The organism is Edaphobacter modestus (assembly GCF_004217555.1).
GTDB classification, from domain to species: Bacteria; Acidobacteriota; Terriglobia; order Terriglobales; family Acidobacteriaceae; genus Edaphobacter; species Edaphobacter modestus.
In genome coordinates this window covers 1854525-1870748 of sequence record NZ_SHKW01000001.1, presented here as the reverse complement: position 1 = coordinate 1870748, position 16224 = coordinate 1854525, and the positions used below count along the sequence as shown (strand labels likewise).

The 16224-nt window shown below is 56.6% G+C and carries 15 protein-coding genes; 12 read left to right on the top strand and 3 right to left on the bottom strand.

The genetic code is table 11. The features are described from left to right. Positions 1–60 precede the first annotated feature (60 nt). The 10 genes from BDD14_RS07770 to BDD14_RS07725 all read left to right on the top strand — a co-directional run bounded on the left by BDD14_RS07770 (position 61) and on the right by BDD14_RS07725 (position 11482). A complete protein-coding gene (locus BDD14_RS07770; protein WP_130418301.1) occupies positions 61–1245 on the top strand; it encodes a sulfite oxidase in 1185 nt (394 codons plus the stop codon). Positions 1246–1768: 523 nt separating this feature from the next. Beyond that, entirely contained in the window at positions 1769–2089 is a 321-nt protein-coding gene (locus BDD14_RS34390) for a PEP-CTERM sorting domain-containing protein (RefSeq protein WP_130418300.1), read from the top strand. Between the two features lie 123 nt (positions 2090–2212). Beyond that, the gene (locus tag BDD14_RS07760; protein WP_130418299.1) at positions 2213–3037 is read left to right on the top strand and encodes a class I SAM-dependent methyltransferase; all 825 of its coding nucleotides are present in this window, start codon (positions 2213–2215) and stop codon (positions 3035–3037) included. Between the two features lie 394 nt (positions 3038–3431). Then, positions 3432–5147: a dihydroxyacetone kinase subunit DhaL gene (dhaL, locus tag BDD14_RS07755; RefSeq protein WP_130418298.1), complete on the top strand. Its 1716-nt coding sequence runs from the start codon at positions 3432–3434 to the stop codon at positions 5145–5147. A 140-nt stretch (positions 5148–5287) separates the two neighbouring features. After that, positions 5288–5908, top strand: coding sequence for an alkaline phosphatase family protein (locus tag BDD14_RS07750; RefSeq protein WP_130418297.1), 621 nt, complete (start codon positions 5288–5290; stop codon positions 5906–5908). 905 nt (positions 5909–6813) lie between these two features. Further along, positions 6814–9279, top strand: coding sequence for an alkaline phosphatase family protein (locus BDD14_RS07745; protein ID WP_242617813.1), 2466 nt, complete (start codon positions 6814–6816; stop codon positions 9277–9279). A 555-nt stretch (positions 9280–9834) separates the two neighbouring features. Next, positions 9835–10053, top strand: coding sequence for a hypothetical protein (locus BDD14_RS07740; protein ID WP_130418295.1), 219 nt, complete (start codon positions 9835–9837; stop codon positions 10051–10053). Next, the gene (locus tag BDD14_RS07735) at positions 10046–10675 is read left to right on the top strand and encodes a DUF6988 family protein (RefSeq protein ID WP_130418294.1); all 630 of its coding nucleotides are present in this window, start codon (positions 10046–10048) and stop codon (positions 10673–10675) included. The genes BDD14_RS07740 and BDD14_RS07735 overlap by 8 nt, the downstream gene beginning before the upstream one ends. A gap of 38 nt (positions 10676–10713) precedes the next feature. Then, positions 10714–11058 (top strand): hypothetical protein, encoded by a 345-nt coding sequence (locus tag BDD14_RS07730; RefSeq protein WP_130418293.1) that lies wholly within the window; start codon positions 10714–10716, stop codon positions 11056–11058. Between the two features lie 205 nt (positions 11059–11263). Further along, positions 11264–11482, top strand: a complete 219-nt coding sequence (locus BDD14_RS07725; RefSeq protein ID WP_130418292.1) for a hypothetical protein — start codon at positions 11264–11266, stop codon at positions 11480–11482. A gap of 299 nt (positions 11483–11781) precedes the next feature. Here the strand turns inward: BDD14_RS07725 and BDD14_RS07720 are convergent, their stop codons facing one another. Then, positions 11782–11955 carry a hypothetical protein gene (locus BDD14_RS07720; protein WP_165419972.1) on the bottom strand — a complete coding sequence of 58 codons (174 nt, stop codon included), beginning with the start codon at positions 11953–11955 and terminating at the stop codon, positions 11782–11784. Between the two features lie 102 nt (positions 11956–12057). Here BDD14_RS07720 and BDD14_RS07715 point away from each other — a divergent pair, with 102 nt between their 5' ends. After that, on the top strand, positions 12058–12396 hold the full coding sequence (locus tag BDD14_RS07715; RefSeq protein ID WP_130418290.1) for a hypothetical protein: 339 nt from the start codon (positions 12058–12060) through the stop codon (positions 12394–12396). Next, complete coding sequence (locus tag BDD14_RS07710; protein WP_130418289.1) at positions 12365–12766, top strand: SOS response-associated peptidase family protein; 402 nt, start codon at positions 12365–12367, stop codon at positions 12764–12766. Before BDD14_RS07715 ends, BDD14_RS07710 begins: the two co-directional genes overlap by 32 nt. Here BDD14_RS07710 and BDD14_RS07705 read toward each other — a convergent pair whose 3' ends face one another. Together BDD14_RS07705 and BDD14_RS07700 are read right to left on the bottom strand one after the other, a co-directional pair. After that, complete coding sequence (locus BDD14_RS07705) at positions 12767–14977, bottom strand: FUSC family protein (RefSeq protein ID WP_130418288.1); 2211 nt, start codon at positions 14975–14977, stop codon at positions 12767–12769. Then, on the bottom strand, positions 14978–16210 hold the full coding sequence (locus BDD14_RS07700) for an efflux RND transporter periplasmic adaptor subunit (protein ID WP_130418287.1): 1233 nt from the start codon (positions 16208–16210) through the stop codon (positions 14978–14980). It abuts the gene before it with no gap. Positions 16211–16224: the final 14 nt, after the last annotated feature.

Sequence of the window (16224 nt, the reverse complement as noted above, 5' to 3'; positions counted from 1 at the left end):
AACCTCATCAGTAAAGGAGTCAGCTCTAGCTATTTCAACAAGCTCCTAGAGGTGTAATCGATGTCTACAGGGCTTGCTCGCCGTCAATTCCTCCGCAATATCGCGACAACAGCTGCTGCACTTGCGGTTGCGACTCCGGCCTTTGCAGAACAAGAGCACTCCGCTGTCCTTACTTCTGCTAGTTCGGGCAACGATGGTTTTATCATTCGTGAAATGGAGCCAGAGAATCTAGAGTCGTCGGTTTCCGCGTTCTCTAGCTTTATAACTTCGGCAGACCAGTTTTACGTTCGCAACCACTTCAAACAACCTGAGTTGTCCTCCGCAAATTGGACCCTCGCAATCGACGGTGCGGTTTCTCACCCGCTCCAGATCACCTATGCGGAACTCACAGTAATGAGGTCACGAACCATGGTTTCCCTCCTTGAGTGCGCGGGTAATGGTCGAGTCTTTCTTGTTCCGAGGGAGGATGGTGCGCAGTGGGCGAATGGTGGAATGGGCAACGCCGAATGGACCGGCATCCCTCTCGCGGACGTTCTGAAGCTCGCCGGTATCAAATCGACTGCGGTCGATGTCATCTTCGAGGGAGCCGACTCCGGTGAGCTCACCACGCCCAATCCGAAGTCCCCTGGGGTGATTCCTTTTGCGCGTTCCCTGCCAATCTCGGAAGCTAATCACGGGGATGTCCTACTCGCCTACCATATGAACGGCAAGCAACTTCCGCCAACTCACGGTTTCCCCGTTCGACTTATCGTCCCGGGTTGGTATGGAATGGCATCCGTAAAGTGGCTGAAGCGTATTACCCTCACCGAGAAGCCCTTTGACGGCTACTTCCAATCACTCCAATATTCCTACTTCGAACGGTCCAACGGCATTCCGACCGTTCTTCCCGTAACTACAATCAGCGTCAAATCCGCCATTATTGCTCCCGGCTTCGCCCATAAGATCGCGAGAGGGCATGACTTCAAAGTGCGCGGTATGGCGTGGGCCGGCGTAAACGACATTACTTCCGTCGAAGTCTCGACCGATGCCGGAAAAACCTGGAATCCAGCCCAACTGATAAGCCCCACAATACGCTACAGTTGGCGTATGTGGGAATTTACTTGGCCTGCTCCCAGTGCAGGCAAACACACGCTTATGGCCCGCGCCACAGATTCCAAAGGGAACACCCAGGCAATGGAGCGAAATAAGGATTACCGCAGTTATGAGATCACCCACGTCATTCCCGTGATCGTTGAGGTCCTATGAGAAATAGGGCCGGCCCTCGAGCTGGCGAACCTCGTTTTGATCCAGGGAGCTGACGCGTAGGGAGCCGACCTGTTGGCCTTTGGACGGCTTGCGCGTTCGAGCGGGCCGAGGTGTCCGCAGAACCGCAAAACACGCAGAGGTTTTTGGGCGTAAGGGCCGCCACCGAAATTTCCTTATTCAAAAGCAGTGGCCGTCTTTCACAGATCACCTGTTCGAAATGTAGCAATCTCGCGGTAGGGTCATCCGTGTACACTTTTCGCATCCGGGCCTGCTCAACAAATCTTTCTTGAGGTACCTTTATGCTTCTGAAGTTGCTTATGGGGATCGGCGTCGGCTTCTTGCTTGCTTTCCCGGTTGTCTCGCATGCAGATACGCTCAATTTCACCCTGACTGAACCGAAGAATACGTACACATGGTCATTACCATCCAATCCTGTGCCGTCGAGTGTAATCCCAGGGAAGGAGTTTGCGTTCTATGACCTTCCCATTTCGCTCAACGGATCTCGATAGGAGCGACCTCGATTATGGAGTTTCTGCTATTCAGTGAGTCAGTAGGAGCCGAGTCAGGAGGCTTTGCAATATGCGCCGCTACCTGTCTTGTGGATGTGCACGGAGTACAGATCTATTCGGGCACCGAACAGAATCCGATTTTTGCTGTAGGTACGTTCCAACTAACGGAGTATGCAAATCCTCCGTCTCTCCCCACTGCGGTTCTCACTATTTCTGAAGCAGGCCTAGGTGCTCCCTCCCCGGTACCTGAACCGACGAGTCTGCTTCTTCTGGGAACAGGTCTGGCTGCTTTCGAAGGCCTGCGCCGTCGCATGGTATCGACATCGCGGGTCTAGCAGCCGATACGCGGATGACCGCACCTCGTGCGTTTCAAGACAGCGGCCACGTTTCTATCGCTCCGTGAGCGCCTGAGCGGCTCACGGCGCGCCGGTAGAGCCTGGTCGAGGAGGATCTCTAACATGTCACGGAAAGTGGATCTCTACGATAGTGCGTATGGAAATTATGAGTCGGCTACCTACCGCCAAGTGCGCATCGAGACCTATGGCGAGGATTTTGGGCAAACGAGCTGGGTTACAACGGAAGAATCTAATGCAATCCCCCAACTGCTGGGGCTGAGATCCGATTCGTTTGTGCTGGAAGTGGGGTGCGGTTCGGGGGGATATGCGTTGCACCTTGGAGAAAAGGTGGGCTGCCGGCTCATAGGGCTGGACATTAACAAACCGGGAGTTCGCAATGCGAACCAGCTTGCGCTGGCAAGAGGTCTCGCTTCCCAGGTGCGTTTTGAACAGTGTGACGCCTCGAAGAATCTACCTTTCGACGACAACACCTTTGATGCTGTGTTCTCGAATGACGTTCTGTGCCATCTTCCAGGACGCCCCGCGGTGTTGGTTGAGATGTTTCGCGTACTAAATCCCGGCGGACGGATGCTGTTCAGTGACGCTCTGGTAATTGGCGGAATGGTTACCCACGAAGAGATCGCTACGCGTAGCTCGATCGGCTTTTACGTGTACAGCCCGCCCGGAGAGAATGAACGCCTCATGGAGCGAGCGAAGTTTCGCCACATCCGGGTAAAAGACACAACCGAGAGCGCGGCTCGGATCGCGAAGCAGTGGTATCACGCACGGGAGAAAAGGAAAGAGGAACTGGTCGCAGCGGAAGGCAATACTAACTTCGAGGGACTGCAACGGTTCCTCTCCTGTGTACATGTTTTGACGAGCGAAAAGCGTCTGCTGAGGTATCTGTACGTTGCGAGTAAGGAGCCCCGAGATCATCTCACTCCGTGATTGCATGAAATGTGTCGCAGATACTGAATGCGGCGCTATGCGTCATGGTGGACGTATAGTCCCTACCAGTGACAACTGGAGACCTCACTGGTAGCTTCTGTATAGCCCGTCAACCGGAAGCTTCGACCCCTTCGTCACAGTCAATGAGCGCATTGGCGATTTTAGCGTGAATCCAGAATTCTTCCTGGCTACATGGGCGTTTTCCGAGGACCTATCCTGGTCGCTGCCCACAACGGCGTTATCAGGGACGGGAGCCCTTCTTTCGTGATGTAGAGATTGGAGAGTTCGAAGTCGAAGCACTGCGGTTTAGACCTGTGCAAGCTTTCCTTGCTTTCCGGGGAAATGACCACTTGGGAAATAGGCCTGCAAATCGACGCTGTACAGTGGCTTTGTCATGAAAAAGTTTATTAACCGTCCCGAAGATGTCGTGGAAGAAATGATGCAAGGCCTGGCCGTGCTTCACCCAAGTTTGGCCCGTTTGTTGGGACACAAGGTTATGGTCCGCGCAGATGCTGAACGAGCACGTGACCAACAGGTCGCGGTAATCGCTGGCGGAGGCAGCGGGCATGAACCAGCGCACGCGGGCTACATTGGCGTTGGTATGCTGAGCGCTGCTGTCGTCGGAGAAGTTTTCACCTCGCCAAGCAGTGACTCCATCTTAGCCGCTATCAAGGCGGTCTCGGGAGAGCCCGGTGCACTCCTGGTGGTCAAGAACTACACCGGCGATCGGCTGAACTTCGGTCTGGCGGCGGAGATGGCGCGCGCTGAAGGTATTTCGGTCGAAATGGTCATCGTAGATGATGACGTTGCCCTGAAAGGAACGGGACAGGCTACCGGGGCGCGCGGTCTCGCCGGCACTATTTTCATTCACAAACTGGTGGGGGCTGCCGCGGCTGAAGGCAGGAGCCTGGCCGAAGTAGCGGCAATGGGAAGAGCGGCGGTTGAGTCCCTAGCGACCATGGGCGTTTCGTTTTCTGCCGGAACTTCGCCTGCAGTCGGAAAACCCAGCTTTGAGCTCGGCGAGCATGAGATGGAGCTCGGCCTCGGCATTCACGGGGAACCCGGCGTGAAGCGGACGCGACTGCAGACTGCGGACGAGCTGACCGAGACGTTGCTGGCCGAAGTTTTGAAGCACGGAAGGTTTGGCGACGAGAAGCGCGTGGCGGTGATGGTGAATAATCTGAGCGCAACTACAGAGATGGAGTTGGCGATTGTGGCCCGCCATGCAATGTCCTTTCTCGAAAGCAAGGGAATTACGGTGGAGCGAATATATGCCGGAACATTTCTCTCATCACTTGATATGGCGGGGATCTCAATTACAGTTCTCGGCGTCAACGACGAGTGGCTGCGCTGGTTCGATGCAGTTACTACGGCTCCCGCATGGCCCAACGCGCTGAAACAACGCCCGGGCAAACCACAAGCGCAGATCGCAGCGGCGGTCAGCACGAAAGTGAGTTTGCCGACCGGCAGGGGCACGCAATCGGAGGCAGGCAGAAAAACAAAGCAGGCCATCGAGGCGGCGTGCAAGGCGCTGATCGGCGCAGAAGATGAGCTTACCGAGATGGACCGCGTTACAGGTGACGGCGACCTGGGCACCAGCATGGAGCGCGCGGCCGAGGCCGTGCAAGGTGCGGTAGGTTCGTATCCTTTGGACGATGTTCCCGCTACGTTTAGAGCGATCGGTCATACCCTACGGCGCGAGTTGGGTGGATCATCAGGGCCGCTCTACGGGGTGCTTTTTCTGCGTTGCGGCAGCGTTCTGGAGAAATCGGGCGCAACGGGATTGGCGCAGTGGGCCGAAGCGCTAGATCAGGGCTGCCGCGCCATCAGTGAATTGGGTGGCGCGAAGCCTGGCGATCGGACCATGCTGGATGCGCTCGATCCATTCGTGAAGGCTTTGAAGAAGGGGGGCAGCGGAAAGGCGTCGCGCGAGGCGATCCTGGCCGCTGTTGAAGCGGCGGAACGCGGCGTCGAAGCGACGGCCCGAATGAAACCCCGTCTGGGGCGGTCGAGTTATCTTGGAGATCGTGTGCTCGGCTATCCCGATCCAGGAGCGAAGGCGGTCGCAGTCTGGTTGCGTGCAACCTCCGAGGCGCTCTTTGCAAGCTAAGCCCTCGAATCGAGGCTCTGTTGCATTAACTCAAAATTAGCTTCTCGGCATACAAGCTGTAGCGGGCAAGCGCTACCTTCACCCCCTACAGCTGTGGCTCGAAAAGTTAATGCAACAGAGCCGACCAGTTCCGCGTAGACGTGTGGCTACAGGACTTCAAGAAGGACGAGGCTGCCGGTACCGTACCTGCGCTAAGCATTCTCTGGGTCATGTGCGACCACACCGGTGGTCCACCGACTGCGGATGCGGAACAGGCCGATAACGACCTGGCCATCGGACGCATTGTCGACTACGTCAGCCACAGCAAGGTGTGGGACTCGTCAGCGATCTTCGTCGAAGAGGACGACGCGCAGAACGGCGTCGACCACGTCGATGGTCACCGCAGCCCCGGCTACGTCATTAGCCCCTTCACGATACAGAATGGGCCCACCGATCATACCTACTACACTCAGGTCAACATGACCCGGACAATCGAGCAGATCCTCGGCCTGCCGCCCATGAACCAGTTCGACCTCGTGGCGTCCCCAATGAGGACTGCTTTTGTCGAAGGTGAGGCTTCGCCGGAGAACTTCAAACCCTGGACTCATGAACCGAACCAGGTTCCGCTGGACCAGGGCGTTACAACGAGTACAGCCAGCAATACAACGGACAGCACTTCGGTCAAGGCGCTGAGGGTGGCATGGATGAAAAAGAAGGAACACATCTTCGCCGGTAAGCTGACCAAACCTGATGCCGAAGATCGGACACGGTCAATCACTTGAACTGGTATCAATCCACCGGGTTCAAGCGGCCCTACCCCGGCGAGAAGACGGTCCGTCCACCAAGTGACTTCAACAGGCCGGCGCCTACCAAGGCTGATGTAGACGACTAAAACCTGCTGTAACTTCGAAAGCCCTCTCACCGATGACCGGGTGAGAGGGCTTTGTTCATGCTTTCAGGGCAAAACTCTCATCTGTCTTCTCTTCAACGGATCCTCGACGCGACCTACGTTTACGGCGATCCTTTCGGCGGGTATATCCCGATCGAAGACACACAAAGACGCGGCTCCGCCTCCTGACCCTCCTGATGCGCTGGAGCGGCCAGCGTAAAGGAAGCACTCGCGAAAAAAAAGAACTCGTTGTGATCCGTGGTTGTCGCCTGCAGTCTGCAGATCTGGACTTTTTCACGGACAGACTGAAGAGTCATTCAGGCGTACGCTTGAGGGGCCAAATCAAATCCAGAATGACGGAACGGACAACCTCCGCTTTTCCAACCAATAGGTCTTGTACAACAAGCTCGTTCGCGGACTAGAACAATCAGATCCGGCCTATCGCCCCTGATCCAACTTGATGGTATTCGTCGGCTCGTCCTCGTTCCGCACGGGTCGAAGATGATCTCGTAACTTGGAAAGATATCCAGATTACCATTTCTTGGTGCGGGTGCCATAAGCGGCATCGATAACGGTAACTTCCCGATGAGCGTCGGCAGGCTTGGCTCAAGTGTGCCTGTTTTGCTTTTATCTTCTGATTGCAGGGCGGTGCTATATTGCCCCACGTAAGCCGGCTAACTATTGGGGTGTTTGATGTCTATCGGATTGAGATTTTCTTCGCTTGCAGCGTGTGCGTTCCTACTTGTCCCGTCATCGTCCCAAAGTATCATCTATGGTCAGACGTCAGCTTCCGGTTCGGTGAAGGACCATGTCCTGGGCGAGCAGACGAAGCGGCTTCCCAAACATTTTGCTGACGGCTCGGACCTGCCGAACGGCTGGCGGATCACACCGGCGGGCAAGGCTGTGGGGGAGATGAACGATCTGGTACTGAATCTGGTGTCCTCGCCGGACGGTAAGGTTGTGGTGTCGGTCAATTCGGGCTTTTTGCCACATGGTATTGACGTGTTCGATGCGAAGACGCACAAGCATCTGCAGCACATTGAGCTGCGTTCGACGTGGCTGGGTATGGCCTGGTCGCAGAACGGCCGTACGCTGTATGTTTCGGGCGGGAACGCATCCGGGGCGAAGAACAAGGCGGAGCCAGTAGCGCCGATCTACGAGTTCGCCTATGCGAACGGCAGGCTGAGCGAACAGTCGACGGGCAAGTTGGAGGAGACGATCGATCCGAAGCTGGTGTGGTGGTCCGGGGTGGCTTATCTGCCGGGCAGACATCTGCTGTATGCTGCGAATCGCGGCACGGGAACGGGGCCGGGCGACGTCGTGGTATTCGACGCGAAGACACAGAAGATTCTGACGCGTATTCCAGTGGAGACGACACCGTACGAGACACTGCTTACGCCGAATGGAAAGCTGCTGTTTGTTTCGAACTGGTCGAGCGAATCGGTGAGCGTGATTGACACAGCGACGAACAAGGTGGTCCGCACGCTGCATGTGGGGGTAAACCCGAACGATATGAAGCTGTCTTCTGACGGGCGCTTGTTCGTTGCGTGTTCGAACGACAACACAGTGTATGTGATCGATGCGAACAAGCTGGAGGTGATGGAGCGGCTGTCGACGACGCTCACGCCCCTGGCACCGGAGGGCTCGACCCCGGACGCGCTGGCAATCGATGACGCGCGTAAGCTGCTGTACGTTGCGAATGCGGACAACAACTCGATCGCGGTGGCGCATATTGAGAACCGCCTGCACAGCACAGTGGTGGGCTTTATTCCGACGGGATGGTATCCCTCGGCGCTGCTTTTGACAGAGCAGAACCGCACGCTTTACATCGGTAATGCCAAGGGAGAGGAGGGTCATCCGGACCCGGATGGCCCGCATTTCGGCAAAGAGAGCGACAAGACGCTGCAGAAGAGTAGCCTCGAGGTACTGCCGGTGACGGAGCTGAAGGAGAAGCTGCCGGTGTGGACGCGCCAGGTGACGGCGAATACGCCGTATCATGACTCGCTGCTTGCGGAGGCGCGGATGCCGCAGGAGCCGAGCGTCATTCCACAGCGTGTGGGAGAGGCCAGCGACATCAAGCACATTATTTACGTCATCAAGGAGAACCGGACATACGATCAGGAGTTCGGCGATATACCGAATGCGAATGGCGATCCGAAACTGGTGCTGTTTGGCAAAGAGGTAACTCCGAACCAGCATGCACTGGCGAAGGAGTATGTTGTGCTGGACAACCTCTACTGCGATGGCGAGGTGAGTGTCGACGGGCATTCGTGGTCGAACTCGGCGTATGCGACGGACTTCAACGAGAAGCAGTGGCCCCCGGAGTATGGCGGCCACAGCAATGCATCGTACGGGGTACACGCGATGGTTCCCTCAGCGGGACATCTGTGGGACCTTGCGCGGAGGAAGGGACTGACGTACCGCTCGTATGGCGAGAGCGCCGCGCGCGCGAGCACGGCTACTGGCGCGACGATGGAGGCTGCGCCCGGATCCGACGGGCTGGTGGGACATGTCTCAAAAGAGTACGGCGCTGGGCTTGAAAACCGCGATACGGACAAGATCGCAGTCTTCCTGCGGGACTTCAAAGAGTTTGAGTCGAACTATGACAGTACGGATCCAGCGAAACGACTGCCTAACTACATTGTGATGAGCATGCCGGAAGATCACACACGCGGCACAGCTCCGGGAGCCTATACTCCACGCGCGATGGTGGCCAATAACGACTATGCGATCGGGCAGCTGGTGGATGCGGTGAGCCACAGCCGCTACTGGCCGAACACGGCGATCTTCATCATCGAGGACGATGCGCAGGACGGGGCAGATCATGTTGACGGGCGCCGCACAGTGGGACTAGTGATCAGCCCGTATGTGAAGCGTGGCGTGGTGGACAGCACGCTGTACACAACGAGCTCGATGGTGCGGTCGATGGAGTTGCTGTTGGGGCTGCCTGCGATGAGCCAGTACGATGCGTCGGCGATGCCGATGTATGCGTCTTTCGACACGACGCCGTCCGTGAAGACGTTCAACGTGATCAAGCCGATGATCGATGTGACTGCGAAGAATGCGAAGAACTCCTACGGCGCGAAGGAGAGCAGCAGGATGAACTTCAAAGAGCTGGACCGCGCGCCGATGTATGCGCTGAACGAGATCCTATGGAAGAGCATCAAGGGTAAGGACTCGGCGATGCCGACGCCTGTGCACCGCTTTCGACCGCTGATCGATGTCGCTGAATCGGGTAAGAACGGCAAGGATGATGATGACTAGTGCCCGATACGTCGCGAAGGCCTCTCGCCCGAGGAAAAAGTATGCGGCACAGTAACCAGTCCGCCCTTTCCTCGGGCACCCTTGCCCGTGAAAGACAATGTCCCGGCCTTCGAAGCGTGGGTTAACGCTCACAATGAAAAAAGCAATCTATACTCGGCCTACCCCGCTCTAACGGTGCAAACAATCCTGAATAGCTGACCGCCAGCTTAAATAATCGCCAAAACGACCTACTCAGGGCCCGCGCACATCGGGCCCTGAGCGTGTTAAGGAGTCGATTTGTCACTGTGCGGGAGGGCGAAGAAATTCGGCCTCCACACAGTGCGAGAGGTGTTTCTGCCTTAGAACAGGAGACCAAGTATGAAATACCTTTGCATGATTGCGCTGATGATGACCGGAACCTTGCTTCCGGCGCAGACTATTCCTCAGGACGCGGCTCCCAATTGCCAAGTCGCTTCGACGGCTCTGTTGCATTAACTTTTCGAGCCACAAGCTGTAGGGGGTGAAGGTAGCGCTTGCCCGCTACAGCTTGTATGCCGAGAAGCCAATTTTGAGTTAATGCAACAGAGCCAGATGCGGAGGTACTACGACCTGAACGCCCAGCTGATGGCCGAGAATCGCGGCTTGAGAGACATCGTTTGCGGCCGAGACCACAACCCAGGGCGGCCGGATGCGGCCCTGGGGGTCTGGACGCCGGATAAGCCGGACGGCTACTACAGCGGGGACTACCCGACCCAGCCGGGCGAACGCAGCGCAGTAGACTCGTTGCATGTTTAACGGCGGCACTAATTGGCTGTCTCAGTGGAATAAAGGCGGCAATGGTTGGATGGCTGAGTGGAATAAAGCTAAAACCTTCAGTCTGCGCATAGGGGAAATCTGCGCGGCAATCCCTCTGCCTGGGTCTTGGGAACCAAATGACCGTATCGCGTTGGCGGTGGCGTCGTTTGAGTTAGCGCTGGAGCACCATAGCTCTATTCACTTGCTTCTTCGGCATAACAAGTGCGCGAGCGCGAATGCGTTGGCTCGGCCGCTCCTCGAAGCTGCACTTCGCACCACCTGGCTCGCAGAGAAGGCAAGTGAAAAGGAAATCAGCGGCATTCTAAAGGGACGCAATGTACCAATTCTCGGAGAGCTGAATAGTGTCCTCAGCAGCAGCAAGTCAGATCCACTAGTGCATGGAGAACATGAAGGAGTGCTGCACTGTCTTACTCATGGTGGAAGCCGCGCCTTGGTCGCTCAGTATAACGAAGGTGAAGAGCGCGAACGTGCAAATGCAGTGATCGCCGCACAAGCGGGCTTTTCTCTCGGATCTGCCGGTTACACGATCGCTCATCACCTCGGCCAGCAAGATTTTGTGACCCAATTGGTCGAAGCTACTCCGATTCCGATTGTTGATTAGTCCCAAATTCGGGGCTTGAAAGTTCCAGAAAGGGAGCCATGCACCGGGTTCTGGTCAACGTCAGCAGCAGTGATTGGGCGGTTCACTTCATCGCGCCGGACGGCAAGACCCGCATCGGGCCTTGGCTGCTGCACGACACCCACGACGAGGTCCTGAAGATCCTCGACTGGTGCGGCATCACTGACGAAGAGCTGGCCGAGCATCACAGCGCGATTCGGCGCTGGGGCTTCTCCTCTGCGGTGGTCATGTTGACCGCCGCAAAACTGGCGGCGCTGATCGAGCGAGGCCGCGGCTGGCCGTGGAACGGCTACGAGCTGCGCCTGATGAAGGAGGCCGGCAAGTACCCGCCGCAACGTCTGTCAGAAAAGCTAAGGAACCTTTGAGTCCTGACAAGCGGCTGATGTCAGCCGGTTAGTGTCCGAACCGGAACCGCTCCGGCTTGACGCCACGGGGTAATGGATGGAATGCTGGTTCCGAAACCCCGCGAATTCCGGGAACCCTGCACCCGATATCCTTGCCGTCGATTCGCCTTCCTCCCCCTGCATCGTTGCTAAATCCAAAATACTGACGCAAGAGTGGAGATCCGTCATGTCCGAAAATACTAAGAATCCTGCCGCCCAGAACAAAACCGATTCCGTAGGTGAAGATGTCCACAAATATGGTGGATACGCGAAGAAAGACTCTTCTGACTGGCTGGGAGGGCCGCAGAACGGAAACGAAAACCCCGGCAAATCGACGGAAGGAGACCCGATGGTCATAGGAAAGGATGGTATGGTCATAGGAAAAGGGGGGCTTGGTCACAAATGAAAACCCCAGCAAACAGACCGAAGCCGCTAGAAACCCTTAGCGAGCTGTTTAAATAGCAAAGGGGTAGACCCGACATAACATTGCTGTCACCAAGGGGGCTGGTCGGTTTTCCGACCAGCGCTTTACCCCCAGAAAAAGTGCCTAGACAGTCGTCTAGGTTAATTGCCGGGCGTCATAAGGTCGCGCAACCGGTAAACGGGCGATGTCCTGGTCGCGCTCCTCGGCTGCGACTTCGGCCTCAAGTTCGGCGACCCGGGCCTTGGCTTCTTCGAGTTATTGGCGTGCTGCTTCCAGCACGGTCATGCCTTGCCTTCCTTTCGGCGCTGCCAGTAGGCGCGGTTGATGGCGTTCAGGGCTTCCAGCTTTTCGCTGAGAGTCGACGGCGAGGCCGGCAGACGTTCGCGGACGATGCGGGTGAAGGCATCGTCGTCCTTCTTCGCTGGTCGTGGAGTGTCGCTGTCGCGCCAGGACACCCCGTGCGGCGGCGCTCTTCTCTGCGAGCGCCGCCGCACTCCCCCTTCCACAGCCACCTGTTTTAGTCTGACCGTGGAATGCACAGAGTCCTGGTCAATGTTATGCAAAGTGGATGGAGCGTCCACTTCATCTCGCCGGACGGCAAAACACGTATCGGCCCATGGCTTCTGCATGACAGCCACGATGAGGTGTTGAAGATCCTCGAGTGGTGCGATATCACCCCTGAAGAGCTCGAGGAACACCACAGCGCAATCCGGCGCTGGGGGTGTAGCTCGGCAGTGGTGTGGCTGACCGACCCCAAGCTCGCCGCGCTCATCAAACGAGGCGAGGGGTGGCCCTGGAACGGCTACGAGCTGCGTCAGATGAAGGAGGCAGGCAAGTATCCGCCTGAACGGCTGACGCTGGCCAATGTTCGAAGAGCAACAGCAAAGAAGGCTTAGGAGGTGCACTATCTGCGGTCGCTACTATCGCAAAAGTGACAAGCAAAAGATCGCTGAGGCGTTTCAAGCCAAGAACGACACCACCGGTATCAGCCTGCCGCCGTGGGACTACAACGTCGCGCCAACCTCAACTCAGCCGATCATCCGCAACAGCCGCGACACCAACGAGCGCGAGTTGGCGGCACTGCGCTGGGGCTTGATTCCCTTTTTCACGAAGCAGATCTCTGACGTTAAAGGCATATCCACCATCAACGCACGCGCAGAAACCGTGGCGAAGGCCGCTACCGTGAGCGCCAAAATTGATCTCCGCACGTGGCGATCATATCAAGATTTCGCTTCGGTCCTGCTGACTAGGCGTTGGATATATTGACTAGGCGTTGGATATATTGACACGCGAAGACAAAAGAACTCTCTCCTCATTCGTAGAGAAAACAGAGCGAATGTCATCGTAAAGCGGCACTAGAACCGAGACGATGTTTTCGACAAGCACAATGATGTCGGAAGCCTCGGACGAAAGCGGAATGCCATGGCTTTGATGGTAGGTCCGAATCGCCTGCTCAAACTCCGTGGCCGAGCTCTGAAGATCGGGAACGGGACTCGGAACCTTCTCTGAAATGTAACTCGACATCGCTCGCATCATCGCGGCGATACTCTGCTCGAAGACTGTTCCTGTTCGAGCGATCTCCTCGGGAACTTCAAGCAGAGTTTGCTTTACCCTATATTGAGAGAGTGTGATCTGCAGCTGCAGAAGCGTCCGTATGGACGGCTGCCAGCGGCGGAAATGATCCCGGATCCTTAACTTTCTCTCGCGATCGGGACCGAACTCGAAGACAATCGCATCCGCCTGCGTCGTCACCGTGATGAAGCTTGCATTAATGCGATCGCGGAGTTGCCGAACCCGCAGAATTGCCTTCGTTACGTCTCGTCGCACCAGTTGCTCCGCAAACTCCGCCGACATCTCCAGAATTTGCGTGAAAGCGTCTCGCATCTCATCGAGCGCGTTCCTGACCCAGAGACGATCGAAGAGCAGCCACATGGAGAAGAGGCCAAGCAGAACTCCGAAGACACGATCTCGCGCAATCGCAAGGGAGGTTTGGATCGTGAACTCCTGCAAGTGAATCAGGTAGTAGGCGAGCGCCATTTGCACCCCCAGGTAGGAGAGGCGAGCCGAAGCGGTTGAAATCCAGGCCGAGATCGCCGTAACCACGGCAAAAAGAATCGTGAATCCCGCAATCGAGTCAAAATACGGAAGAAGAAAGATCTGCGCTCCCATTCCGAAGAACACGCCTCCAAGAATCGCGCCTCCAAGTCGAAGAATCTGCTTTTGCCGGGAAGATCCAATGGTTGAAAGCGCGGTAATAATACAGGTGGCAAGCGAGGTGCTAAGACCCCGCCAGTCAATCGCGGTGTAGACAACATAGCAGGCCATCGCTGCAAGCGTTCCGCGCAAGGCGAACTGAAGATGGCCCGAATTGCTAAGAGCATCAGCGACGAAGATTCGTTCATGAGGAATCTCATCGAGTGGCGTTGGGATGTAGCTCTTCACACTTTCTGTTGCCATGAACGCCTTGGGAATAAAAGCAACCGTCCTCTCCATCTCCGAAAGAAAGTTCAGAGAAGATAATTCGGTGTGCGATGGCATCTTGATGTCTTCAGGAAGCTTTCGCAACCAGAGCGCCTTGCGCAGCTCCGCGATCTGGTCTGCCAGCCGCCTGCAACGTTCGGCGTCCGTAGGATCGATCCGACTTCGACGCTCAATCAACGACTGTTTGAAGCTCTCCGCAATGTCGGTCAGGCGTCCAACCAGAGAGGCTGCCGCCGAGGCTTGTGCCTTGAACTGCGCACTGTATTCCGAGCGAAGAATCAGTCGTCTCAGTCTCGATGCTCCCACCGAGCTGTAAAGCTGAAGGCGTTCTTGCGTCTTGGGATCGACCGGCTCGCCCTCCGCCGTCGCACGCAGAATACTCTCCACGATCTCAAGCCGTGCATCAATTCCCTCCGTCAGATCGGTAATTGGATGAACGCTGCGGAAGACATACTCGACAACGATCGTTACAGCCACGCCGACCGCGACGCTGAACGTAATCCACAAGGTGCTTTCCAGACGCTCATTTACGTTGAGCGCATGTTGATCCCACACAGGAATCGCCCCGGCGATCATGAAGCCGAACGCGACCGCGGTGCCATAGTCCTCGAGAATCCGAATCAGATAAAAAGCGATAAACAGACTCACTACAATCCACAGAAAGTGGGTCACCGGATCGTCGATCAGCATTGCGGCCGTGACAATGGTGTAGCCCGTGGCGATAAGAAATGCGGCTACGGCTCTGAACCCTGCACGGAAGGTCGCCATCGGATTTTCGCGTGTTAGAAAGATAGTGAAGATTGCGCCGAGAAATCCTCCAGGAAGCCGGAACGTCATCACGAGAAGCATCACGATGGTGGATGCAATGGTCACCCGGCCAGCCACCCAGGCGCGGCCTGGATACGGAGTAAGCTCCTTCCGGATCAGCTGCCAGAACGACTGACCCAGCGCCGTAATCTTGGGAACCCCCGGCACCGCGTTGGTTTGCGTCGCCATCTAACGCTCCCTTTCATCTCCACGCATAACAACCACGGCAGACTCACTTAGGCGAAAGGGCTCTGATTCCCCGGCGTTGATTCGCACACGCACCGGAAAGCGGGTTGCCAGATGAACCCAATTCAGCGAACGCTGAACGTTCGGTAATCCAGACGCAAAGGAGCCAACCAGTGTGGTGTCCGGCTGAACACCATACCCGATGCTGTCGACGATGCCGTCGTATCGTATCGAAGGCCGCGAAAGCACATAAACATCGGCGTGCATTCCCGGATGAATGTGTCGAAGCTGGGTCTCGCGGAAGTTTGCAATAACCCACCAGGTCCGCGTATCGATTAGAGTGAAGACCTGCTGTCCCGTATGCGCATATGCTCCCTGCGAGATCGTCAGATTGGTCACCCTCGCGTCGAAGGGGGCATAGACCTTGGAGTTATTGAGGTTGTATTCGGCGGTTCGGATGGCGGACGCGCGCCCTTCTCTCTGTGCCGTGAGAGGATCGATCGTCAACACGCTGTGTTGCGACTGACCCAGTTGCGCATGGCTTTGTTGCATCGCAGCCGTCGCCTGTTCGTACGCCGCCTGGGCCGACTGCACCTGTGCTTCGGCAAGTGCGAGCTGAGACCGTTGCTGTTGCACCGCCTGTTCGCGCGCCGTAACCGCGGTTCTGGCCTGATCGATCTGATCGACGGTCACAAACTGTTTGGCGAGCAGCGGCTCGATGCGATGAAAATTGTTGCTTTGATAAAGCAGTTCAGCATTGGCTCGGTCCAGAGCTGCTCTCGCGTTGGCGACGTTCGCCTTCGCCTCGTTAACCGCGGCCGCTGCGCGATTGACATTCGCGGCGGCGCTCCCGACTCCGGCATGTGCAGCATCCACGGCACTCACCTGGGAGGCGATGGTTCTACGCTGATCGACGATCTGGCCCTCCAGCGTATTCATGTCAGACTTCGCCCTTTCGAGAGCATACTCATACGGGCGAGGGTCGATCTCGAACAGCAGCCCTCCCTGCTTAATAAAAATATTGTCCTGAACCGGCAGTTGCACGATGGGACCATCTACCTGAGGAGCGATACCGATGAAGTTAGCGAAGACCTCGGCATCGTCCGTACGGGGAAACCTGTTGGTCTGATTGATAACAAGCAGACCGGTGATCAGTGCGCATGCAATAATCGCGGCACTGACGATTCTCCCCAGTCGTTTGCGGGACGCTGTCGCAGTCGGTTCGCTTGCGGACATGCTCTCTTCTCCTT

Excerpts from the sequence above, each read along its gene's own strand:
- BDD14_RS07770 (WP_130418301.1), top strand. The coding sequence starts at position 61 with ATGTCTACAGGGCTTGCTCGCCGTCAATTCCTCCGCAATATCGCGACA.
- BDD14_RS34390 (WP_130418300.1), top strand. The coding sequence starts at position 1,769 with ATGGAGTTTCTGCTATTCAGTGAGTCAGTAGGAGCCGAGTCAGGAGGC.
- BDD14_RS07760 (WP_130418299.1), top strand. The coding sequence starts at position 2,213 with ATGTCACGGAAAGTGGATCTCTACGATAGTGCGTATGGAAATTATGAG.
- dhaL (WP_130418298.1), top strand. The coding sequence starts at position 3,432 with ATGAAAAAGTTTATTAACCGTCCCGAAGATGTCGTGGAAGAAATGATG.
- BDD14_RS07740 (WP_130418295.1), top strand. The coding sequence starts at position 9,835 with ATGCAACAGAGCCAGATGCGGAGGTACTACGACCTGAACGCCCAGCTG.
- BDD14_RS07735 (WP_130418294.1), top strand. The coding sequence starts at position 10,046 with ATGTTTAACGGCGGCACTAATTGGCTGTCTCAGTGGAATAAAGGCGGC.
- BDD14_RS07730 (WP_130418293.1), top strand. The coding sequence starts at position 10,714 with ATGCACCGGGTTCTGGTCAACGTCAGCAGCAGTGATTGGGCGGTTCAC.
- BDD14_RS07725 (WP_130418292.1), top strand. The coding sequence starts at position 11,264 with ATGTCCGAAAATACTAAGAATCCTGCCGCCCAGAACAAAACCGATTCC.
- BDD14_RS07715 (WP_130418290.1), top strand. The coding sequence starts at position 12,058 with ATGCAAAGTGGATGGAGCGTCCACTTCATCTCGCCGGACGGCAAAACA.
- BDD14_RS07710 (WP_130418289.1), top strand. The coding sequence starts at position 12,365 with ATGTTCGAAGAGCAACAGCAAAGAAGGCTTAGGAGGTGCACTATCTGC.
- BDD14_RS07705 (WP_130418288.1), bottom strand. The coding sequence starts at position 14,977 with ATGGCGACGCAAACCAACGCGGTGCCGGGGGTTCCCAAGATTACGGCG.
- BDD14_RS07700 (WP_130418287.1), bottom strand. The coding sequence starts at position 16,210 with ATGTCCGCAAGCGAACCGACTGCGACAGCGTCCCGCAAACGACTGGGG.